Source organism: Niastella koreensis GR20-10 (assembly GCF_000246855.1).
GTDB classification, from domain to species: Bacteria; Bacteroidota; Bacteroidia; order Chitinophagales; family Chitinophagaceae; genus Niastella; species Niastella koreensis.
The window spans coordinates 6,910,521-6,933,376 of record NC_016609.1 but is presented as its reverse complement, the minus strand read 5'-3'; the positions used below and the strand labels follow the sequence as shown (position 1 = coordinate 6,933,376).

Below are 22,856 nucleotides of genomic sequence, written 5' to 3'. Positions count from 1 at the left end.
GGAATACTATAATGACCGGGATAGAATAAGGGTTGAAGGAGTTATAAGTTAAATATCTTTTTGAATGTAATGGCTGCTGCCTCGCTGGTGAAATTTTCCCTGGCATATTCATTCATCTTTGCACTTATCTTTTTCAATGCTTCCCGATCGTTGTAAAGGGAGATTATTTCTTTTGCAAAATCCTGTTCATTATCATGTGGTTGCAGCCAGTCTTCTACCTGCAGCCCTTCCAGGCCAAAAGAGGTACTTACAATAGGAAGCCCGTTTACCATTGCCTCAACCGTTTTTCCCTTTAAACCCGCTCCGTAACGTAAAGGTATAACTATCAGTTTAACCGATTTATATAAGTCCTCCAGCTCCTGGTCGCTGACAAACCCTTTAATAACAATACTGGCAGAGGCTAGTTTCTGGATCTGGGGCGGCACATTTGATCCTACAACGATCAACCTGGTACGGGGCATTTTTTCCAGTACAAGGGGATGAATTTTTTCAATGTACCATAATACCGCATTCAGGTTGGGCCCATGCGCAAATCCACCAACAAACATGATATCGTTCCTGTTATCGAAATTATCTATGGGCGCTGGAATGGTTGGATAGAAAAATGCAGGCATTACCTCAATTCTTTTATTGGTAAAGTCAGCCTGTATTATGTTCTTTTCCTTGAGGGTTGGTGTTAATACTACATCTGCTTTTTTAAACAGGTCGTATTCAATTTTTTTCCATTCCCGGGAGGAGTTCAGTTTTTTCTTATCGTTTGTTATTTCATACTCCTTTAATTCGCGGTAGAAGTGCAGGTCATGACCATAGTAATAGATCTTCACCTTTGTATTGCTTCGCAGGAAGTCGATATATTTTGAGGAAATGTGCGGCCTGTTCAATAAAATGTAATCAAAATACTTTTCGTTTTCCAGGATCCATTTTTGCCAGTTTTCTGCATAATGGCTGCCAAACAATACCTCTATACCCAACTGTTGCAAAACAGTGGTGTAGGGCTCATGTTTATAAAAGTTATCACCTATGAATTTAACATTCATGCCCAGGGAGGTAAATAACTGAAGGTACTGAAAGGTTGTTCTTGATCCCGCGTCTTTATCAAAATGAGGTACATAATGATCGATCACCAGGATGGTTTTTTTTAACTGGCTTCTGTCGCGGGCCCAAAAAATATTGGTGGAATTGGGAAATTGTAATTTTAGTTCATCCTTCCATTTACTCTTAAACTTAAGAATATTTAATTTCTGGTACTCTTTAATGGTAGTTAACCCCGCTTTGGGCTTATTATCTGAGCCATGTGAAAATCCTTCGTGATGGATTACAACCGATAATGGCTGGTAAACTACTTTCAGGCCCATTTTTCTAACCTCAAAAGCGAGGTCCGCATCTTCACAATAGGCAGGTGAATATCTTTCATCGAAACCGCCTATTTTATCCCACACGCTTTTCCTTATCATAAGACTGGCGCCGGAGATATAATCCACTTCTTTTACATAAGTATATTCCGGTGCTCCGGGGTTTCTTTTGTGCCCGTAATTCCATGCCGAAGCATCCTGCCAGAAGATACCACCAGCTTCCTGAAGACGGCCATCAGGGTAGATCAATTTGGAGCCTGTGATGCCAATGGTATGGTCCTTATCCATCAATTGGGTTAAGGAATGCAACCAGCCTGTTGTAACTTCTGTATCATTGTTCAGGAAGAGAATATATTCTCCTTTGGCAAACTTAGTTGCGTTGTTGCAGTTTTTGAGAAACCCTAAATTGGCAGGGTTGCGGATTAAAACAACGTTTTTTATGTATTCGGTTATATTTGCCGTTTCATCTGAAGAGCCATCATCGGCGAAAATAACTTCATAGCTTACGCCGTGGGTATTTTTGAAAATAGACCGGAGGCATCTGTAATTCATTTGCCAGCCATCATAAGCTGGTATTATGATCGAAACTTTGGGTTGATCAAAAACCGGGAATTCTATTTTGTCAAAGGAAGTGATCTCTTCGATCTCAAATGTATGAGCGGCGGTAAAATCTTCAACAACGAACGAGTCAGCTTTTTTATTCCGGAGTTTATTGATCAGGGTTTTTACCTTTTTATACCTGCCGGAATTTTCGGGCAGTATTTTGCCTTTCAGGCGATAATAAACCGACAACAATTTCCAGCCATCTGAAGAATATATTTCAGACAACCGGCCATTCAACTGGTCAACCTGCTGCTGTACGGTGGTAACGCGGTAGTTTTGATCGGTAATGACATTGTCCTTATCTATCAAAGCAGCAGCCAGTTGATTGTTCACTTCGTTCTGTTGCTGTATGGTTTGTTGTAACTGCTGTATGGTTTGCTCCAGAACCTTTACCTGTTCAATCGTTGTTTGAAGCTGTTGTTCCTGTTTCTGCAACACAACTATGTAATCTATCAACCCTAAAAAATCTTTATCTACCTGCAGTACAACAGAGGATAGCCGGTCTGTTTGCTGCACTTCTTTATTGCTGGCGATACTGATAAGATATTTGCGATTCGCCTTTTTCAGGTTTCTTTCCCAATTGAGTACAGTTAACTGATGTACGTCTTTGATCTCACTTCCGGTGATTGTACTTACTATTTCGTACCCTTGTTCAAAGTGATAAGCGTATGCAAAATGTGCCTTTAGAAATTCATGAAATTCTTCTTTCTCAAATTCCTTTTTATGAAATTCATTATTTAAGTTATACCGTTCGGAATAGTTGGCGGTGTTGGGTGTGGAAATAATGAGTATTCCATCTGGATGCAACACCCTTTTTACCTCGGCCATAAATCGCTGTTGAATGGCTGCATCAAGGTGTTCAATGGTTTCAAAAGATACTACTACATCTACTGAATTATCGGCGAGTGGGATATTGTCAACAGTTCCTTTTTTGAATTCCAGTTTATTATTGGCGGCGGCATAGTGTTGGGTACCCCATTGAATACAGGTATCATCAATGTCAACACCCACAGCTTTTTGTGCGTATTTTCCTATTAAAGCGGTGCCATAACCTTCGCCGCAGGCAATATCAAGTACAGATTTATTTTGAATGAATGGTATAATGGAGTGATACCGGTGCAGGTGCTCAAAGCCGATTTCATCATTGATAAGCTCGTTGGTTGGGATGAATCTTTCCCCCGTAAATTGCAACATACAAATTGTATTTGTAGCAGTTGACCCAGGATAGGTTGCTACTTATGGTTTTTGAGTTTTGAATGGTACACGTATGTTTAAACAGGTAACAGAATTAGGCATAATATTCATGCCATTATTGTACCAATGGGGATGTTCTCAATACCCAGGATAAGGTCTGGCGATGTTTTTTGATAGCTTTGGTTCATTAGGATTATAATTAGGCGTTTGGTTAATAATGCTTAATCAGCGTGGTTGTCTGTTCTTTTTTCCGCCTGCCAGTTTTTCCCTTAATACACCCAATAGGCTTCTTTTTTCATAAGTTCTTTTGTACCAGTCAATATCATTCTGCAGTCGACTTATATCGCCTAATAATTTATTGATCAGTTGTCTGTTACCTTCAGCTGTTTCCTGAAACTCACGGGTGTTGGCTTCAAACATGCTGATGGCAATATTTTTTTGTTGCAATTGTTTTTTTAACTCATCAATTTCTGCTGTCTGCTCTTTTATCGTTGCTTTTTTTTCGGCCAGCTCAATTTCAATAAAGTTTCTTATATGGTCGAGGTTCTGTCTGATCATATCCTGACTAATAGCCCCGTTGAGTTGCTTCTCCATGGTTGAAATCGATTTTATCAGGCATTTACCAGTGCCGGCTTTAAATAACGATCATTTTCAATATGATTGCCGGCATACAGATGCCTGTACCGGGTAAAGGTATGATTTACATTAAATGATTCTTTGCCATGAAGGGCAGAAAATTCTCCCATAATGCTGAGCATGCTGGTATTGTTAAAATATTGCAGCAGTTTGACTATGGCTTCTGAATGATGTTTAAACAGGTCACCATTTAAACATGACTTAACCAGGTCACGGTTCCCAACGCTGTCGGTGAGCAGAACCGGTTTTCTTAATGCCAGGGCTTCCAGTACGGCATAAGGGAGGCCTTCAAAATTTGCAGTAGATAAATACACATTTGCCGAGGAAATCAGGCGGGCTACTTCCTCGCCGGGCATCCAGCCGGTAATCGTTATATTAGAAGAAGTTAATAATGCTCTCTCGGGTCCATCGCCGATCCAGATGAACTCAAATTGTTTAAATTCCTGGAAGTACTGGGCAATGCTATTGAATAAAGCGGGATTTTTTTGATTGATGATCCGGCCGCTGGTTACAATACAGAATTTTTTATTGGCAGGCTCTGTTTCGATGTGGTTGAACCGGTCGAATTTGATCCCATTATTAATGGTAATGGCCTGAATACCAGCTTTTTCGTATTCCTCCTGTTCTGAGGGGGAGCAGCAAACCACCTGGCCGCCAAAGTTATTACCCAGGCGTTCGAGTTGCTTGTACAAAAAGTTAGATATTTTACTGGTGCTCACCAGGAAGGGAGCTCCATTGGGAGTATAAATTACATTATTGATCCCCAGTACCTTACATACAAGTCTACCAATAAACCCACTTTTTGAAGAGTGTAAATGAACGGCGTCGATCTGGTGTTGCTTTTTCAGCCGTTTTAAAACCTTATATAATTCAAAAAATGCCGCGAAATCTTTCGATACTTTGATGCTCCGTTGGGCTGAATGCCACCGCACAAAACGGGCATTGGTTTGGGCAAACTGTTTTCTAATATCAGTAAATCTTGTTACATGGGCTCTTTCACCATGAACAATAATATGCTCATCATCAGGCATATTCTCAACCAAGGATTTTACAAAGACTACGATCCCACCCGCAAAAGCCTCTGCCACATGTACAATTTTCATAATAAATGGATTTAATGGTAACAGCAACTCATTTGTTTTCAGGTGCTTATATAAAAATAAGCCCTGTCTTTATCATATGGCATCTGATCTGTATTTTATTAAACTCCATACAAAGCCCTTTTCATCGCAAAAACCAGGCTATATGGGATAATTAAGAGCAACCTCAGTTTAAAAACCCCCAAATAACGTAAAACCCTATTTTTTCCGTATTCTCTCACCACTTTAATCCGGCTATTCAGCTGCTTTTTTCTGGAATTCAGCGAAATACCTTTATGATTTATTTCGCAGGTTACCAGGTATTCAGGAATAATGGCGCATTCGCCCTTCGACAGGAACTGGTAAAAAAAGCCATAATCCTCGGCATCCGGGTAGGTTTCGGGGTACAGTTCGTTCTCCCCCATAACATCACATCGCCACATTACGGTAGGATGGATGAAAAGATTCCTGAAATACATACCCCTTTTTATCTTATTAGGTTGGGATGGGGTAATATATTTAAAAGCTACATTGGTTGTAAAGTCCTTGAAAACGCACCAGCTGCCAACCAGGTTTATTTGTGTATGCTCTTTTAAAAAAATTACCTGACGGTAAAATCTTTCCGGCGAACAAATGTCACCACAATCGAGCCGGGCAACAAAACTGGCATTGTTCTGCTGCCTGATCCACTGAAGCCCGGTGTTTAGGGCAATTGTAATTCCTTTATTACAAGGCAATTGTATTATTTCAACGGATATATCCCGGGAAATCTGCCTGTACACATCTTCCAGGGTAACGGGTTGTAGGCTACCATCGTCAACAATTACTACTGCATATTTGTCCGCATCATACTGTACGCTTTGCAATGAATGAAGCAACCCCGGTAGATTATTGTAAAAGGGTATTAACAGGTAAAAATCAAATTTTTGGGGGCAAGATTTCATTTTCTGATTGCGGTTATATGACATACAACCTTCGCTGACAGTAGTTTTTAATTAATTCTGCAAATGTAAACGCATTTTTAAACATTCGACTGCTAAAGGAGTGTAAAAATGCCCGTAAACGTTGCTTTACCTCACCATAAAAAGTTAAAAAAATGTGTACCTGAATCGATAAGTGTGCAGTTTTAGCAATAAGCGTGCAGTTTTGAGAGTTTTCCGTGAAAAGTGTTGATATAAAAGAAAATAGCAAAATTATTTTAAACCTTTTTTGGTGCAACCTTTCTTAAGTTTGCGTTGTCAATGGTGGGATTTTATACATTTAAAAAATTATTTGTTTAGGGGTTTAAGTGATTTTGTTGTTTTAATATTAAATGTGATGTTAAAGTGTGAGTGAGGCACTAATACGGCATTAATTTCGTTAACAAAGTCCTTGAAGAACCATAATACCTGTGCTATGATCGAGCAACCCGAAAATTTAGTATATAAGAGAGTTAAGTTTTTTACAGAGCAGACGCCATCACTCAGGCTGTATTTGGAGCGCAAGCATGGATATTTTGTTGCCAAGCGTGTTTTTGATATTGTGACATCTTTGATGATCATTGTGCTGGTTCTTTCCTGGTTATTACCCATCTTAATGCTGGCTATAAAACTGGATTCCAGAGGCCCCGTATTTTTTAAACAAAAGCGTGTAGGGTTTCTGGGACGTATTTTTTGGTGTTATAAGCTGCGTACAATGTACATTAATAGGGAGGCTGATATTCGTCAGGCCAGTGAAGATGATCCCCGCATTACCCGTATCGGTAAATTTTTACGCGTTACCGGTTTGGATGAATTCCCTCAGTTCTTCAATGTATTAATGGGTCAGATGAGTATTGTTGGCCCACGCCCGCATATGAATGCCGACTGCAATAAATTCGCCAACGCTGTTAGCGGTTATAAATTCAGAAACCTGGTAAAACCCGGTATTACCGGTTTGGCCCAGATCAAAGGCTATCGCGGTCCTACCAAAGATTTTGAAAGCATTTTTCACCGTTACCAGTTTGATGCTTTTTATGTTCGTAATGCAAACTTCTGGTTAGATGTACGGATTGTTCGTAAAACAATTGCCCAGATCATCGGAGAAGTTTTTACCAGGGTCTTTAAAAGCAAAAGCGAGAACAAAGTTTCTACTGAAGAATGGAACACGCCTTCGCTTAAAACGATTCAGAACTAGTTGAACGATTCTAATGTTTGCTTGCCACCTTTTTTTCTATTGCTTTCTTTTCTTTTGCCATCGATTGCTTCTTTTTTCACCCGCCCCAACTATCTCTGTCAAGATTCCTGTAGGTTATAGCTTCCGCCACGTGTTCGGTTAAAATAGCTTCACTTCCCGCCAGATCGGCAACTGTACGACTCACTTTTAAAATACGATCATACGCCCGCGCCGATAAATTGAGCTTTACCATGGCCGCTTTCAACAGGTTTAATGCCGCAGCATCAGGCGTACATACTTCTTTTAACAACTTACTGGTTATTTGTGCATTGCAATAAATGCCGGCGTTATTTTTAAAACGCTGTGTTTGTATGGCCCGGGCTTCTATCACCCTTGCCCTGATGGCCGATGAAGGTTCTGCCGGCCGGGGCCTGCTCAGATCGTTGAAGGGTACTGGTGTTACTTCTACATGCAGATCGATACGATCGAGTAAGGGCCCCGAGATTTTATTCAGGTATTTATGAACGATGCCAGGTGCACAGGTACATTCTTTTTCGGGATGGTTATAAAAACCGCAGGGGCAGGGGTTCATGGCCGAGATCAACATAAAACTGGCCGGAAAATCAATAACTACCCGGGCCCGGCTTATACTTACCCGCCGTTCTTCCAATGGCTGCCGCATCACTTCCAGCACACTTCGTTTAAATTCGGGCAGTTCGTCGAGGAACAAAACACCGTTATGCGCCAGCGAAATTTCGCCGGGCTGGGGTAAACTACCGCCACCTACCAGCGCCACATCACTGATGGTATGATGGGGGGAGCGGAACGGTCTTTTCGCTATCAGCGTTGCATGCGCCGGAAGCTTGCCTGCTACGGAATGTATTTTGGTAGTTTCCAATGCTTCTTTTAACGACAGGGGCGGCAGAATGGTTGACAACCGTTTAGCCAGCATGGTTTTACCGGATCCCGGCGGCCCAATAAGAATGGCGTTGTGACCTCCCGCGGCTGTTATCTCAAGCGCTCGCTTGATGTTTTCCTGTCCCTTTACTTCACAGAAATCATATTCAAAATCTTCCTGGGCTTCAAAAAATTCTTCCCTTGTATTGATGGCTACCGGTTCTATGCTTAATTCATCGTTCAGGAACTTTATCAGTTCGGTAAGGTGTTCAACACCGTATACCGGCAATGCGTTCACCATGCCTGCTTCGCGACAATTTTGTTTGGGAACTATCAGTCCTTTAAAGCCTTCTTGGCGGGCGGTAATGGCAATTGGCAGGGCGCCTTTTATGGGATGAACCGTTCCATCGAGGTTAAGCTCACCCATAATTACATAATCTTTTAATCGCTGGGGATCTTTCAACTGATTATTGGCGGCGAGTATGCCAATGGCGATGGCGAGGTCGAAGGAGGAGCCGCTTTTCTTTATATCGGCCGGCGCCAGGTTAATCACCAGTTTGGTGCGGGGCATTTGATAGCCAATGGTCTTGATAGCGCTTTCTACCCGTTGCAGACTTTCTTTTACCGCATTATCGGGCAACCCTACAATGTAGTAATGGATGTTGCCCGGCATTACATTTACTTCTACCGTAATGGTTATAGCTTCCACGCCATATACGGCACTTCCATACGTTTTGACAAGCATGAATAAAGTTTATGGTTATACGTATGGAAAGATAAAGAAAAATCAGTATTCGTTTTGTTTAATGTGTATGTAAGTCCGCAAGTGTTAGGGCTTTGCTTCTTTTATGGTGCCTTCAAACAACAGGTTTACGTTGGGGTCAACAGTTAAGGCGGCCGGTTTTATGGTTGCCGGAAAAGTTACAGTAGTTTCCCGGTTGCTGATAGCCACCTGTTTTATTTCGTTATTCCCCGTTTGCAGCTCAAGGGGGAACTGGTACAGTTCACTTTGTTGTTGTATAACTGTAATGTTTACTTCTTTTTTAGTGGCATTGTATGTCCAGGTGAGATCGAGTTTGGGTTGGCCGGCCCTGAACAACCATTGTTGAAAAAAGGGTTGCAGGCTTTTGCCCGATACATCTTCCATTGCTTTGCACAGATCGCCGGTAACCGCATTTTTACCGCTAAAGCGGCTGTAATAAGTTTGAATGCCTTTCCAGAATAATTCATCGCCCAACTGCCGCCGCAGCATATGTAATACCCAGCCGCCTTTTTGATAGGAGTTGGCGTTCAGCAATTCCATATAGTTGGTAACGGAGGAATCAACCACCGGACGCATTCTCTTTCTGGCGAAATCAATTACCTTTTCGCGGTCCTTTGCCAGCATTTTTTTTGCGGTGTCACTGCCATGCTTTTGTTCAAAGTACAGAACAGTCATGTAGGTGGCAAAGCCTTCACTTAACCACAAATGGCTCCAGTCGGCTTCGGTAGCCATATCGCCAAACCACTGGTGCGCTATTTCATGGGTCAATAACGATTCGCTTTTGCGGGTACCGGTAATAGAAGCTTCATCGGAATAAAAAATGGCACTGGCGTTTTCCATACCGCCGAAGATGGTGGTAGATTCAACATTGGCCAGCTTTTTAAACGCATAAGGTCCCACATTTTTTATAAACCAGGGAAGAATGTCAACGGCCAGGGCATAGTCGTAAAAGCCTTTGTCTTTTTCTTCGGGGTACACCCAGCTGGACACCGGAATGTTATTCACTGTTCCTGATTGCTGAACGGCAAATTCTGCAACGCCTATCACCATTATTTTGGTGGAGAGGGGAGTGGTTTCGGTATAGTGTGTACGCCGCAACTGAATATTATAAGTAGTGTCTTCGGCCTTAACGCCGTTTGCGATTACCTGGTAATGGGCAGGAGCGGTTACTATAAAATCAAGGGAGGCTTTATCGGCCGGGTGGTCAACGCAGGGCAGCCAGTTGCGCGCGCGGTTGGGCCAGTTATCGGCAAAGAAAACGCGGTGGCCGTATTTGTTTTTGGTAATCACCAATCCATCGGCTGGAATACCTTCATAAGTGATCTCGATTGTCTTGCGTTCTCCGCTTTTGACCGGGGCCGCAAATTGTATGGTTAACTGGTTGTTGGTATGTGTAAACGTGAGTGGTTTGCCTTTTTCCGTAACCTGCAACACCGCCTGGCCTTTGTTGTTATTGTCTTTGGATACCAGGTCAAGCGTAATGGCAGGCGCCTCTTTTATGAATAATATATCTACAGCAGCATTTCCCTTTACCAGGTTGCTGGTATCGCTAAGGGAGATTGAAAATGTATAGTGCTGTATGTCTATAGCGGCGCCCGGGCGCTGGGCCTGTACGCTAATAACAAAGCCAATGGCAATAAAAAGCAGCAGGATCTTCTTCATGTAGGCGTTTTTGCTGCCATGAACTTACAACTTCTCCAGCATATCCACCACCTTTTCCCTTTTAAGGATCAGGTAACCCAAACGGTCATTGCTTATGCCTTCCCGCAATTGATAACTGAACTCCAGTTGATCGTTATTAACCGAGGTTTCAAAAAAGCGGAAGGAAATATTGGGGTATTGTTTTAACTCTTCCCCTATTTCGTACAGGTGGGTTGATAAGATAAAAAGGGAGCTCTTTATTTTTATCAAACCCTGTATAACCACCGAAGAGCATTTCATGGCATCCTGCACGTTGGTGCCTTTAAACAATTCATCTATCAGCACCAGCCATTTGCGGCCATCGTTAATTTTAGTGATGGTATTTTTTATGCGTTGTACTTCGTTGAAGAAATAGCTTTCGCCTTTAATGATGTTATCAACTACATTGATATTACTCAGCAACCCATCGAACAACGTTAAACGCATATGCTCTGCAGGTACGCCCATACCCAGGTGGGCCAGGAATACCGTACTGCCCACGGCCTTAATGAACGTGCTTTTACCGGCCATATTAGCCCCGGTAAGAAACAGGAAATTATTACCGGGGCTTAACTGCACATCGTATGGAGTGGGTGTAGACAGCAGGATATGATACAACTTACGGGCCTCTATAATGGGTTGTTCCTGGTCTATAAACTCAGGAAAACTAAGTCCCATTTTCTGCACCGCTACTGCCATGGAGTACCACCCATCGATGCGGCCATAAATGGCTATAAGGTCATGTGCCGACAGCCTGAACTGGTCTCTGATGTAACCCCCATAATACAGGGTTTCCCGCCAGGTAAATTCCTTACCCCGTTCCCGCTGGCGCAGTTCGTGCAGGATCGGTTTGTTCATTAAATCGGCTGCCCGGCGCAGGTATGTTCTAATCATCAGGGGCGCCCGGTCGTTATCCAGCAGCTCCACCAGTTTGTGCATTCCTTTTAACAGGTCTGCAAAGTGGGAAATGGAATACCGCACCAGTGAGAAATCGGCCCCATTCAAAAATTTATAGGTGAGTGCATGAAATAAGTTGGCATTGGGAATAGCATCTACATTGCTATCGTAGAATTTTTCAATTACCATCAGGGTACCATTGCTGATTTCATTGGGCCATTTATCGAGGTGTTCGATGATTGACCTAACTATCTGCTGGGTATCCAGGATCGGCTTCAGATCGTTAAAAGGATTACTGAAAAATTTCAACAGCCAGTCGCGCCCCTGGGAGGTACGGGTAAAACAAAGCCGGTGGAATATTGAAAATTCTTCCTCATGTTGAAATACAGACAGGTCGTTATAGGTGGTATTGTCCAGTTCCATGCTGTTGCTCCTTCTTGGGTTTTCGTAAGTTACCGATTAAATAACAATCGTTCTCCCTTATTAGATTCATTCCACTGTCCATTTCCATAAACCAGGTTGCCATTTACAAAAGTGTGGGTAATGGCTGCGGGAAATGTAAATTGTTCCAGGGGGCTCCAGCTGCATTTATACAATACGTTATCTTTTGTAGCTGTGGTAGTTGCATTCATATCAACAATAACCAGGTCGGCCTTATAGCCTTCCCTGATGTAGCCGCGGTCAGCAACCTGGTAGCATTTGGCTACGGCATGGCTCATTTTCTCTACCACTTTTTCAATGGTGATACGCCCTTCTTTTACGTAATGCAACATCAACAGCAGGCTGTGCTGCACCAGTGGTAGACCGGCATGGGATTTTTCATAACTGCCGGGTTCTACAGGCGGCAGGGTTAACAAACCGGCTGCGTTGCGGCTAACACCCTTTTCCTCCAGGGTATGCGGGGCGTGATCGGTAGCAATTACATCCAGGCGGTCATCGAGCAGTGCCTGCCAAAGCGCTTCGCGGTTGTTAGGCGCTTTAATGGCCGGGTTGCATTTTATTAAATTGCCCAGGCGATCGTAATCATTACTGGTAAAATGCAGGTGATGCACGCACACTTCGGCTGTAATATTCTTTTGCTCCAGGGGTTTCATGTTGCTGAATAAAGCCAGCTCTTTTTCGGTGGTAATGTGCAGGATGTGCAAACGGGTATTATACCTTTTGGCAAACTGAATGGCAACCAGTGAACTTTCAAAACAACCATTTTCATCCCTTATTCTTGGATGATCTGCCGGGTCCAGGGTGCCTTTTTCGGTTTTTATTCTTTCGTAATTCGATTTGATGATCTTTTCATCTTCACAATGGGTGGCGATCAACACTTCGCTCTCCTGGAAAATTTTATTAAGTGTAAGGTAGTTGTCAACCAGTAACCCGCCGGTAGACGAACCCATAAAGATCTTGATGCCGCAAATATCTTTTTTCCGGCTATTTGTTTTCAGCACTTCTTCAGCGTTGTCGTTGGAGGTGCCCATGTAAAATGAGTAATTGGCAAGGGCGCTATTGGCGCCAATGGCGTATTTCTGTTCCAGCAGTTCCTGGGTAAACACAGGTGGCATGGTATTGGGCATTTCCATAAAGGAAGTTACCCCGCCGGCAACAGCTGCTTTCGATTCAGTATAAATGGTAGCTTTGTGGGTAAGGCCAGGCTCCCTGAAGTGAACCTGGTCGTCGATGGCGCCAGGTAATAAATGCAATCCCTGGCCGTTTATTTCAGTAACTAATATATCTGGTTGAATGTTATTATCAATCTTTTCAATGCGGCCGTTTTTGATCAATACATCCTTCACGGCTGACACTCCTTCATTCACGACCATTATATTTTTTATCAGGTAATTTTGCATATCTTGAAAAAATTATATTTTTAAATACGGGCCATGCAATATATTGTAAAAACTATTGTCCGCTTACTGTTTTTATTATTTCCCTTCGGATTGTTTGCACAATCAACTTATTTGCCTCAGGGCTCCAAACACCAGCCTTTTTTGAACCGTCTTGAAATAATGCTGCAAAGTAACGATGATCTGAATCTTTCTACGGTTAAACCCATGAGCCGGAAATTTGCGGTGCGGGTGGGGGAATATGCCGATTCTTTACAAAAAGCAGGTGGCCTTTCGCTCTCCAAAGTAGATCAATACAACCTGCGTAGTTTATTCATGAACAATTCCGAATGGGTAACCAGTACAGATACCAGCGATTTTAAAAGTAAAAAGAGTATCTGGAATGTATTTTATAAAACAAAGGCCAATTTAATTGAGGTCAATGTAAAGGATTTTTTCTTTGTGGTGAACCCGGTATTTCAGACAACATTCTCAGGGGAAAGCGGTGATAAATCGCCCGACCAGGTTTTCTTTACTTCAAAAGGATTATCGGTAAGGGGCATGATCTCCAAAAGACTGGGCTTTAGTGCCTACATGACCGATAACCAGGAGCGGGGGCCGCTTTTTGTACAGGAAAGGGTACATACGTTTGATGCGGTACCGGGTGCCGGATTTTATAAAGCGTATAATAAAACCGGTAATGATTACCTGGATGCCCGTGGGTCGATCAATTTCACCGCCATCAAATACCTGGATTTTCAATTTGGTTACGATAAGAACTTTATCGGTAATGGCTATCGCAGTTTATTCCTGAGCGACTTTGGCAATAGTTACCTGTTCCTGAAGATCAATACCCGCATCTGGAAATTCAACTATATGAACCTGTTCACCGAGTTAGTACCACAAACGGTGAATATCAGCGCCGGTAATAAACTGCTCGATAAGAAATATGCGGCCATGCATCATTTGAGTATGGACGTTACCAAATGGTTGAATATCGGAGTTTTCGAATCGGTGATCTTTGGACGGAAGAATCATTTTGAATTCAGCTATTTGAATCCCGTCATATTTTTACGCCTGGCCGAGCAGGAGAATGGCAGTCCCGACAATGCCTTTGTGGGTATTGACCTGAAAGCCAATATAGCCAAACGGGTACAGTTATATGGTCAATTGTTGCTGGATGAACTGGTTACAAAAGAATTAAAGGCAGGAAATGGCTGGTGGGGCAATAAGTTTGGCATTCAGGCCGGCGCTAAATACATCAATGCATTTGGGGTGAAGAACCTCGATCTGCAGGGCGAACTGAACCTTACCCGGCCCTTTACTTATACTCACTTCGATAGCATAGCTAATTATACCCATTACAATCAACCGCTGGCGCATCCTTTAGGCGCTAATTTTATAGAGGCAATCGGTATCATCCGGTATCAGCCACATCCCAAATGGACAACCAGCGCCCGCCTGATCGTTTGGAAACAAGGTACCGATACGCTTAACAGCAATGTAGGTTCCAATATATTCATGAATTATATGTACCGCCCGGCAGGTGATTATGGTTACAAAATACCCAATGGCCCACAAGCCACCGGTGTAAATGCGCAGGTACTGGTATCTTATGAAGTAAAGGAAAACCTGTTCCTCGAAGGATCGGCGTTGATCAGGAATTATAAATCAGGCGTGCCTGAAATAAGCAATAGAAACGTTTCGGTATTTACAGCCGGAGTACGGTGGAATATGTTCAGAAGAGAATACGATTACTAAAGCTGAACGCGGAACGCTTAACGCAAAACGCTTAACGCGAAATACAAAAGCAAGTCAATCTTAAATAAAAAGGCAGGCGGCATAATTGCCACCTGCTTTTTTTCATCGGTGATACACCGACCGGGTTTATAGGGTATCACCGTGGAACCACCTTTTTAATAGACCTGTTTACTAATCAGAACTCCCGTTTATGTTTCCTTTTCCTTTTGGACACCGTTGTTTTAACCGGGTGCTAAACTATAGCCTGGCTGGGGATAATAGGATCGCTTGTATGTAAACGACAGGATTTTGTATGTGAATGGACCCCTGAAGGGGGGGAGGGATGGGTAATTACCTGAAATCGAATTGCTTCAGGAATTCTTCCTTGTAATTTCTTCCAATGGGCAGGTGCTGCTGGTTCACCTCTACCTCCTGCTCGTTAAAGGACTGTATAGCGTTGATGTTTACCGCATAGGAACGATGGATGCGCACCAGCGCCTTGTAGTTGATCTTTTCCTGTAACTGGTTCAGGGATAAACGCAGTAGGAATTTCTTATCGATGGTAACGATAGAGGTGTAATTGTTATCGGCTTCAATATACAGCAGCTCGCTAAGCTTTAATTTTACAAAGGCGTAATTGTGCTTTACAAAAATATGATCGTGCATCCGCAAAATCATTTCCTTCTCGGGCGAACCGGTGCTGCGGCTGCCATCTTTATCGAGGGGAATGATCTTTCCGGTGGATTGTTGTTCGCGTGAAACGGCAAAATTGTTCACCGCCAGGTCAATGGCTATGCGTACATTGGTGAGGCTGTAAGGCTTTGATAAAAAGGCAGCGGGATGGGTTTGTTTTATCCGTTCAATGGTGGTGGCATCTGTAAATGCTGTAAGATAAATGATGGGAACCGCTTTTTGTTTCAGTATTTCTATAGCAGTATCGATGCCGTCTTTTTCGCCGATGATGTTTACATCCATTAAAACAATATCAACGTCGTTTTCGGTAAACAACTGTTGCGCTTCCTCCGCATTATCGGCAATACCAGCAATGTTATACCCATCATGCTCCAGGCCACTGGCAAGGTCCAGCGCCACTATGCTTTCATCTTCTACTATCAGGATGTTTACTTTCTCGGCCGACATTTTTTAAGCTGCTTGTTTTGGAATGGTTATCGTAAACTGCGTACCGGTATTCACCACCAGCGATTGCTGCGCCCGCAGCTGTTTACATAGTGCCGTTATCAGCTGTTTGCCAAAGGATTTTTTTGTTGTTTTCCATTGCTGTTCGTCAAGGCCAACTCCATTGTCTTTTATAGTGCAAACCAGTTTTGTATCTTCTTCGGTGAGGGTAATGTTCAGGGCGGGCCGGTAAACCCCGCTATAAGCGTATTTCAGGGAATTTGTCATCAGCTCATTGATGATGAGGCCAATGGGCAAAGCCTTGTCAATATCCAGCATTTCTTTATCCACTGTAATGTGCAGGTCAAAATCGTCGCGGTTAAACCCGTATGACGATACCAGCGATTCCGCCAGGTCGGTGAGGTATTCCTTCATATTTACGGCGGTGAGCGATTCAGTTTTGTACAGGCGTTGATGAATAAAGCTCATGGCCTGTACGCGTTGCTGGCTTTCTTTTAAAACAAGCACGGCTTCCTCATCCTGTACCTTATAGGTTTGCAGGCTCAGCAGGCTGCTCACGATCTGCAGGTTGTTCTTAACCCGGTGATGCAGCTCCTTCATCATTACTTCCAGTTTTTTTGATTGCCCCGTTATTTGCTCCCGTTGTTTTCTTATACGATAATACAACCAAACCATACATACTGCCAACAGCGCAAAGATCACCAGTGCCGAAACCAGGAAAACGATCTGCCTGTTTTTGACAAGGCTGTCTGTATGCAGTTGCTGTATCTCCGATTCCTTTTTTCTGGTTTCAAATTTAGTTTGTAAGGCCATCACCTCATTGGTCTTGGCCACGTTATTCAGCGAGTCGTCGAGTGCATCAGCCTGTTTGTAATAATATAAAGCAGAGTCGTACCGGTGAGTAGCTGCAAAAGAATTTGACATGGAGTTATAGGCATTCCGCAATCTTTCGGGCACGTTGAGCAGCCGGGCTGTTTCAAGCGTTTTGCGGGCATATACCAACGACTGAGCCGGCTGGTTCAGTTTAATATAAGCCAGTGAAATGTTGCCATAATTGAAAGAGAGGCCCGAAAGGTTATGGGCATTTCTGTTCAATTCTTCGGCCTTGAGCAGGTAATCCAACGCTTTTTGATAATTTTTCCAGTACTCATTATATACCTGGCTGATGTTGTTGTATAATTTGCTTAAAGCGCCCCTGTTTATTCCTGATCGTTCCACCATAGCCACTGCCTTTATATAGGCGGCATAAGCAGAATCATAATATTTTTCCTGGCCTTTTATTTTTGCCCGGTCGCGGTACAAAATGCCAGTCTGGTTCAGGCTTTCCACCATGCCCAATGTATCGTGTAAGTTATTAAACAGGTTATAAGCATATTGGCTGTACCATACTCCTTTATTGATGTACTCAAGCGTACTGGTAGCGCCTACCATGTCTTTATAAATCTGTGACAGATCTACATACCGGTCACCGGCTGCAAGAAGGTCATGCTGTTGTTCATTAATGGAGATACTGTACAGTAGTTTATTAACGGCGGTTGTGTATTCGCCCTGCATGCGGTAATAAGAAGCCAGGTGGGCTTCGCCCATTGCTTCACCCCGGCGATAGGAGAGTTTTTTTGCCAGTTGAACAGCCTGGGAAGAATAATAATAAATAGAATCTTTATTGTTTTGAAAATAGGTGTTGGCAAGCTTGTTAAGCAGTTTGACTTTATTGGTATCGTCGTGTTGAACAGCCAACAGTTTTTTGAGACTATCCTGTTTTTTCAGGCGTTCCTGTGCATGCGCTGGAGAAAAACCATAATACACCAGCAACAGGGTTATTATCCGCAGGTATGTTTGGCTACATTTCAGGAAGAAAAGGGTTTGTCTGCAAAAGTAATTGAAATGCAGAAAGTATATGGTTAAATTATAAGTTGTTGTGGAATGGGCTGATTATTTATTTATGATAAATTATTTGTTTGATTTACAATTGCATATACTGGATTATTATTTCTAAATTAAAACAATAATAAATATATGAATATCATTATATAACTTGCAAACTTCAATACGTTTATAAACGTATCTCTGACCTGTTTACCTGCAATATTGAAGGACCATCTCAGCAAATAAAATTTAACCCCCCATGCTATGAGATCAGGTCTACTCTTTTTGTTTTTGCTATTATTTATTGGAAACAGCTTTGCACAATCGCCCGGCATCATTATTCGTCCTGCAGCTGGTGCGGGCGCAACGCCATTGAACCCGAACGGGGATGGTTTTTCTTCTTCTTCCACGAATGGTTTTGTAAGCAGCGATATCACTGAAAGTGAGGTCCCTTATAAAATTGTTCCGCCGGCTTTCCCGGAACCCACTTCCGATCTGTTACGTGGTCCTGCGCAAATGTACAGCGACCTGGTGCGCCAGGTAGACGGCAGTGGTTTTTATATTTACAACGATGGCACCAACCTGTTGTTCCGGCTGCGGGTAGGTAACGTAGTGAGTGGCTCAAAAGGGTATAGTGTGCTGATTGATACAGATGGGAAAATAGGCAGTACCGGCGCCTACGCCGACCCTAATTACCAGGCTGCTACTACAGGCGTTAATGGTAACCCGGGTTTTGAACTGGAAGTAGTACTGGAAACCAATTTTCGCGTAGCAGTGTATAATGTGGATGGGGCGAGCACACCCACCCTGATGAGCAGCTATCCTATCAATTCCAACTCGCAGATCTCGATAGCATTGTCAACCGTATCTGGTACACCGGATTACTTTTACGATTTTTATGTGCCCATCAGTGCGCTGGGCGTTACCGCCGGCACACCATTGCGCATGGTAGCTACCACGGTAATGGCGCCAAAGCCTGCTATTGGTGGTCCTAAATCGGATATTTATGGAGTAGATGATTCCCAGTATAAAGATCCTATGAAGAGCTGGGAAGCAGCCGTAACAAATACGCCAACTTATACATTAAGCAGCATCAACAGCGGCGGTGGCGGCGTAGGCCCCGCTTGTACAGCCGCACCTACCCTCAACGGTCCTATTCAGGCCGGTGCGGGTATTTCTGTTTCGGGTAGCTGGACGGCGCTGGATGCCTCAAAACCTTCAACTGCCACCATCACTTTATTTAAGAATGGTATAGCTGCAGGTACTACCACTGTTACCTCTACCAATACCTGGACCATCAGTGGCATTACTGTAGTAAGCGGAGATGTGCTGTATGCGAAGGCGCAGGCCACAGGCGAATCGCAATGTCTGCAATCATCGAGTGTGAAAGTGCTTAATTGTACCCCGGCCAATACCTCTTCTACTACCGGTTTTGCAATAACCTGTTCCAGTGAGCGGGGCTTTGAGGGTACCCGCGCATTAAATACCAGCGTTAAAATTTACCAGGTAACTACAGCTGGCGTTACCCTGTTTGCAGATGATGCTACTACCACTTATAAAGTTACCTATCCCACTACTACCACTTTCCGGTACGACGACGTTAACTCGCAAAGTGGCCAAACTGCCTGTAGCGGTGGCGGTAAGGACTTGAATAAAGGCACCTACATCATCACTGTTACAGAATCGGGAAAATGTGAGTCGGCTGGGACCTTTGTTTGTGTCAATGATGCTTCGCCTATCACGACTGCCACTCCCGTTATTTCGCAAACAACGATCTATACCGGCGCCACCACCGTATCCGGTACGGCTGTTGCCGGTTCAACAGTTTGGTTATATACCAATGGTAAATTGCAGGGAACAACAACCGCTACCGGTGGAAATTATTCATTCACCAACCTGGCGCTTACAACAGGCGATGTGGTTTCTGTAATGGCGCTTTCAACTGTTACAGATGCCTGTGCCAGTGCAGCTGCTACCCGCACTGTCAGTTGTTTTATAACCTCTCCTGTTATCACTACGGATAATAACGGCAATCTTAGTTCATCCGCCACTGCCATTTCCGGCACATCGGGTGAAGCAGCGGGTTCAACCATTACCGTACTGGAAAACGGGGTAAGCGTAGGAACAACTACCGTTCAGGCTAATGGTACCTGGAGCCTGAATTATACGCCGGTATCCGGAAAAAGTTATACGGCTACTTTAACAAACGGTGGCTGTATCAGCCCGTCCTCCAACGCTGCGGCTGCCTTGGCACCTACCACGGTTTGTCCTTCCATTACCGGTACGTATAAAGCCTCTGATAATACGATTTCCGGAACTTTCCCCAGCTCCTTTACGGGAAAAGTTCGCCTGTATATAGATGGGGATAGTATTGGTGAAGCCTCCATTGCTGCCGCTACTTCGTGGAGTATAACTGTAAACTCCAATTACCGGAGCATAATATATGCCGGCGGGGTATTAACCGTAACGTCGCAGGCAACCGGTAATGCCGAAAAAACCGATTGCAGCTCGAGTACTACAGTAGGTTGCCCGGCTATTCCAACGCCTTCCATATCGCCTACCTCCTCCAACATACATACGGGGCAAACAGTTCCTTATACAGTTTCGCCTTCCACTTCCGGGTTTTTATATGCGGTGGCAGATGCAAGCACCACTACTACCAACTATACGGTATCGCAATGGGGAACCGGAAGTAACCTGGCTATGACCACCTATCCGTTCAATACGGCAGGTACCTATAATATTCAGGTAAACGCCATTTCGTTTTCGGGCTCGGGTTGTGTAAGCAGTTCTGCGGCTACCGTTGTAGTGAGCACGGCCCTGCCGGTAACGTTGTTGTATTTCACGGGCAGGTATGAAGAGGAGCAATCAAAGCTTACCTGGGAAACAACTACCGAAGACCAGGTGGATCGTTTTGTGGTGGAACGCAGCGATGACGGACGTTTGTTTACTGAAATAGGAACCGTAAAAGCAACGGGCAACAGCAATTTCCGCATTAAATATAATTATACAGATAGCAGAGCGGTGGCGAAATACGCCTGGTATCGCTTGCGTATGGTTGATATTGATGGAAAGATTAAATACACCAGTGTGATCAGGCTGGTGAATAATACCCGAAACATTTCGGTGTTGTCAGTAACTCCTAATCCTTTTGAGAACACCTTGCGGGTACAGGTAAATTCAGATAAGGTATCACCGGCTACTGTGCGGATTGTTGATTTAACCGGTCGTGAAATGTATAGGTTGAATAGTGTGCTGATGGCAGGTAACAATAACATTCCGGTGCATCCTTCCACTGCGCTGGCAAGCGGGGTATATGTGTTGCAGTTGATCGTAGATAATGAAGTGATCTTAAATCAAAAGGTTCAGAAAGTAAAATAAAGTAATTGCCTAATGAGGATGTTGTAATAGAGCAACAGCTGTCCTGATGAACCGGGACAGCTGTTTTGTTTATATCTAATATTCATTTCCTTCAAATTTGCCCTGATATTCTATTACATGGTCGGAATCTGTTGTAACGGGTGGGTTGTCTATAAAACAATCGCAATCACAATTTTTAGGTTTTAGCTGTTCTGCATTTTTCAACTCTTTAACCGCTTTTCTCAGCTCCGCTGAATGTTTAGTGTCATTGGCGGTAATAGTAAGATCGCTCAATGGCAGCGAAGCCATCTGTTGCTGAAATGCTTCTTTGGAGATAGTGGTTAGCTCAAGCGTAAACTCCTGCTTTTCTTTTGTAATGAATTCCGTTTTTGCAAAGGTGATCTGGTCGTCGTGTTCGCCCATAGCTATTATAAAGGCCCTGGTATTCAGCGGCAGAGGAATAGTGCCATCGATCGTATAAAAGCTATACAAATCTTGCTGGTCCTCTACAGGGCCACCTGATTGCAGCACCTTTGCAGAAGGGATAACTAAATATAAATTGAACTTTTCTTTGTATTGTCCCTGGATTTTTACCCGAAGTACGCTTTGTATAACATCCGTTGTGTTCTTTAAGAGCATATCTATATTATACCAGCCAAATGCCTTTACAGTAAATTGATAATACAACGATTTATTTGTTTCGGCTGAAACTTTTACCGGCAGGCCTGTAGTATCTGCCGTTGGTGCTGTTTTTTCTACTGCCATCTCAACAGCTTCTTTTTCCAGTTTTGCTTTTACATCTCTCCAGTGAGCAGTTGCTTTTAAATATAATTCACATCCTTTCATGCATTTCAAAATGCCATTGTCTGGTGCAGGTAAATGCAAGCGTTCCGATTCGTTTTCGATATAGTTGTATAAATTATCAAGCTCTCTGTCGGTTAAATCAAAGGTGGTCATCACAACGCCGCCAAACTTATTTTTCAAACAGCGGTAATAGCGTTGGTAAGGGTTTGCGGTATGAAGCGTCTTTACCGGATTGCGGGTGAAACTGTAAATATTACCAGCATCTTTTGAATGACGGGGCGGACCCGGCCGGGTGAGAATATGGGCCAGATCGGGGCCTGTAAGATCATGACCCAGGGCATGACAGGAGGCGCAGTTTTTAAACAAAATTCTCCCGCTGTCTAATGCCGTAAGCTGGAGGTTCTCTCCCAGTGGTTTGGGTTCAACCCAATTAATGCTACTGTCCTCATTAACCTCGCCCCTGTATAATTGCATGCTGCTCTCAAGGAATGGGGTAGGGGTAGCAATTGAAATGGGCAGTTTAATGGCTACCTTATTATCACCAACAGGATTTATATAGATCATGCCACCACTGCTCAACGGCTGGCCGTTGCTCATAGTGGTTAATCCACCCTTCAGGATGTCCTGCATGGTGTATGCTTCTTTTATTTCCAGTTGAACCGGATTGGTAGCAGACGATAACGCGCCATGCGGAATGCGGATCAACGCGCCTTTCTTTGTATGCAGCACGGTATCCTTTGTAATGTCAATGCTAAAGACCTGGGTTGGTAAATTACCGGTACTTAGTAAATGCGATGCGGTTTTGTCTCGCTGGTTACAGGCATATACGATGCCTGCCAGCAAACCGATTACGAGTAGGGATTTTCTCATTGGGGGCTGATTAAAGTAATAACAGGTA

The 22,856-nt window shown here is 43.5% G+C and carries 14 protein-coding genes; 3 read left to right on the top strand and 11 right to left on the bottom strand.

Going from position 1 to position 22,856, the window contains the following annotated elements:
• Window positions 1–41 precede the first annotated feature (41 nt).
• From NIAKO_RS27345 to NIAKO_RS27330, 4 genes are all read right to left on the bottom strand, one after another.
• Entirely contained in the window at window positions 42–3,149 is a 3,108-nt protein-coding gene (locus NIAKO_RS27345; protein WP_014221701.1) for a glycosyltransferase, read from the bottom strand.
• A 225-nt stretch (window positions 3,150–3,374) separates the two neighbouring features.
• Window positions 3,375–3,743, bottom strand: coding sequence for a hypothetical protein (locus NIAKO_RS27340; RefSeq protein ID WP_014221700.1), 369 nt, complete (start codon window positions 3,741–3,743; stop codon window positions 3,375–3,377).
• Between the two features lie 17 nt (window positions 3,744–3,760).
• Complete coding sequence (locus tag NIAKO_RS27335; RefSeq protein ID WP_014221699.1) at window positions 3,761–4,888, bottom strand: glycosyltransferase; 1,128 nt, start codon at window positions 4,886–4,888, stop codon at window positions 3,761–3,763.
• Window positions 4,889–4,986: 98 nt separating this feature from the next.
• Window positions 4,987–5,808, bottom strand: a complete 822-nt coding sequence (locus NIAKO_RS27330; RefSeq protein WP_165761277.1) for a glycosyltransferase — start codon at window positions 5,806–5,808, stop codon at window positions 4,987–4,989.
• A 451-nt stretch (window positions 5,809–6,259) separates the two neighbouring features.
• Between NIAKO_RS27330 and NIAKO_RS27325 the strand changes: the two genes are divergently transcribed.
• A complete protein-coding gene (locus NIAKO_RS27325; RefSeq protein WP_049815621.1) occupies window positions 6,260–7,018 on the top strand; it encodes a sugar transferase in 759 nt (252 codons plus the stop codon).
• A 76-nt stretch (window positions 7,019–7,094) separates the two neighbouring features.
• Here NIAKO_RS27325 and NIAKO_RS27320 read toward each other — a convergent pair whose 3' ends face one another.
• The 4 genes from NIAKO_RS27320 to NIAKO_RS27305 form a co-directional block, all read right to left on the bottom strand.
• On the bottom strand, window positions 7,095–8,639 hold the full coding sequence (locus NIAKO_RS27320) for a YifB family Mg chelatase-like AAA ATPase (RefSeq protein ID WP_014221697.1): 1,545 nt from the start codon (window positions 8,637–8,639) through the stop codon (window positions 7,095–7,097).
• 84 nt (window positions 8,640–8,723) lie between these two features.
• Window positions 8,724–10,319 (bottom strand): M1 family metallopeptidase, encoded by a 1,596-nt coding sequence (locus NIAKO_RS27315; protein WP_014221696.1) that lies wholly within the window; start codon window positions 10,317–10,319, stop codon window positions 8,724–8,726.
• Between the two features lie 24 nt (window positions 10,320–10,343).
• The gene (locus NIAKO_RS27310) at window positions 10,344–11,657 is read right to left on the bottom strand and encodes a MutS-related protein (RefSeq protein WP_014221695.1); all 1,314 of its coding nucleotides are present in this window, start codon (window positions 11,655–11,657) and stop codon (window positions 10,344–10,346) included.
• 29 nt (window positions 11,658–11,686) lie between these two features.
• Window positions 11,687–13,075 carry a dihydroorotase gene (locus NIAKO_RS27305; RefSeq protein WP_014221694.1) on the bottom strand — a complete coding sequence of 463 codons (1,389 nt, stop codon included), beginning with the start codon at window positions 13,073–13,075 and terminating at the stop codon, window positions 11,687–11,689.
• A 33-nt stretch (window positions 13,076–13,108) separates the two neighbouring features.
• Between NIAKO_RS27305 and NIAKO_RS27300 the strand changes: the two genes are divergently transcribed.
• Window positions 13,109–14,812, top strand: coding sequence for a hypothetical protein (locus NIAKO_RS27300; RefSeq protein ID WP_014221693.1), 1,704 nt, complete (start codon window positions 13,109–13,111; stop codon window positions 14,810–14,812).
• 330 nt (window positions 14,813–15,142) lie between these two features.
• Here NIAKO_RS27300 and NIAKO_RS27295 read toward each other — a convergent pair whose 3' ends face one another.
• Window positions 15,143–15,931, bottom strand: coding sequence for a LytR/AlgR family response regulator transcription factor (locus tag NIAKO_RS27295; RefSeq protein ID WP_014221692.1), 789 nt, complete (start codon window positions 15,929–15,931; stop codon window positions 15,143–15,145).
• A gap of 3 nt (window positions 15,932–15,934) precedes the next feature.
• Entirely contained in the window at window positions 15,935–17,734 is a 1,800-nt protein-coding gene (locus tag NIAKO_RS27290) for a tetratricopeptide repeat-containing sensor histidine kinase (RefSeq protein ID WP_014221691.1), read from the bottom strand.
• Window positions 17,735–18,058: 324 nt separating this feature from the next.
• On the opposite strand from NIAKO_RS27290, the gene NIAKO_RS37265 reads away from it, so the two are divergent.
• The gene (locus NIAKO_RS37265) at window positions 18,059–21,175 is read left to right on the top strand and encodes a T9SS type A sorting domain-containing protein (protein WP_014221690.1); all 3,117 of its coding nucleotides are present in this window, start codon (window positions 18,059–18,061) and stop codon (window positions 21,173–21,175) included.
• A gap of 75 nt (window positions 21,176–21,250) precedes the next feature.
• Here the strand turns inward: NIAKO_RS37265 and NIAKO_RS27280 are convergent, their stop codons facing one another.
• The gene (locus tag NIAKO_RS27280; RefSeq protein WP_014221689.1) at window positions 21,251–22,828 is read right to left on the bottom strand and encodes a c-type cytochrome; all 1,578 of its coding nucleotides are present in this window, start codon (window positions 22,826–22,828) and stop codon (window positions 21,251–21,253) included.
• Window positions 22,829–22,856 lie beyond the last annotated feature (28 nt).

Excerpts from the sequence above, each read along its gene's own strand:
- NIAKO_RS27345 (WP_014221701.1), bottom strand. The coding sequence starts at position 3,149 with ATGTTGCAATTTACGGGGGAAAGATTCATCCCAACCAACGAGCTTATC.
- NIAKO_RS27340 (WP_014221700.1), bottom strand. The coding sequence starts at position 3,743 with ATGGAGAAGCAACTCAACGGGGCTATTAGTCAGGATATGATCAGACAG.
- NIAKO_RS27335 (WP_014221699.1), bottom strand. The coding sequence starts at position 4,888 with ATGAAAATTGTACATGTGGCAGAGGCTTTTGCGGGTGGGATCGTAGTC.
- NIAKO_RS27330 (WP_165761277.1), bottom strand. The coding sequence starts at position 5,808 with ATGAAATCTTGCCCCCAAAAATTTGATTTTTACCTGTTAATACCCTTT.
- NIAKO_RS27325 (WP_049815621.1), top strand. The coding sequence starts at position 6,260 with ATGATCGAGCAACCCGAAAATTTAGTATATAAGAGAGTTAAGTTTTTT.
- NIAKO_RS27320 (WP_014221697.1), bottom strand. The coding sequence starts at position 8,639 with ATGCTTGTCAAAACGTATGGAAGTGCCGTATATGGCGTGGAAGCTATA.
- NIAKO_RS27315 (WP_014221696.1), bottom strand. The coding sequence starts at position 10,319 with ATGAAGAAGATCCTGCTGCTTTTTATTGCCATTGGCTTTGTTATTAGC.
- NIAKO_RS27310 (WP_014221695.1), bottom strand. The coding sequence starts at position 11,657 with ATGGAACTGGACAATACCACCTATAACGACCTGTCTGTATTTCAACAT.
- NIAKO_RS27305 (WP_014221694.1), bottom strand. The coding sequence starts at position 13,075 with ATGCAAAATTACCTGATAAAAAATATAATGGTCGTGAATGAAGGAGTG.
- NIAKO_RS27300 (WP_014221693.1), top strand. The coding sequence starts at position 13,109 with ATGCAATATATTGTAAAAACTATTGTCCGCTTACTGTTTTTATTATTT.
- NIAKO_RS27295 (WP_014221692.1), bottom strand. The coding sequence starts at position 15,931 with ATGTCGGCCGAGAAAGTAAACATCCTGATAGTAGAAGATGAAAGCATA.
- NIAKO_RS37265 (WP_014221690.1), top strand. The coding sequence starts at position 18,059 with ATGAGATCAGGTCTACTCTTTTTGTTTTTGCTATTATTTATTGGAAAC.
- NIAKO_RS27280 (WP_014221689.1), bottom strand. The coding sequence starts at position 22,828 with ATGAGAAAATCCCTACTCGTAATCGGTTTGCTGGCAGGCATCGTATAT.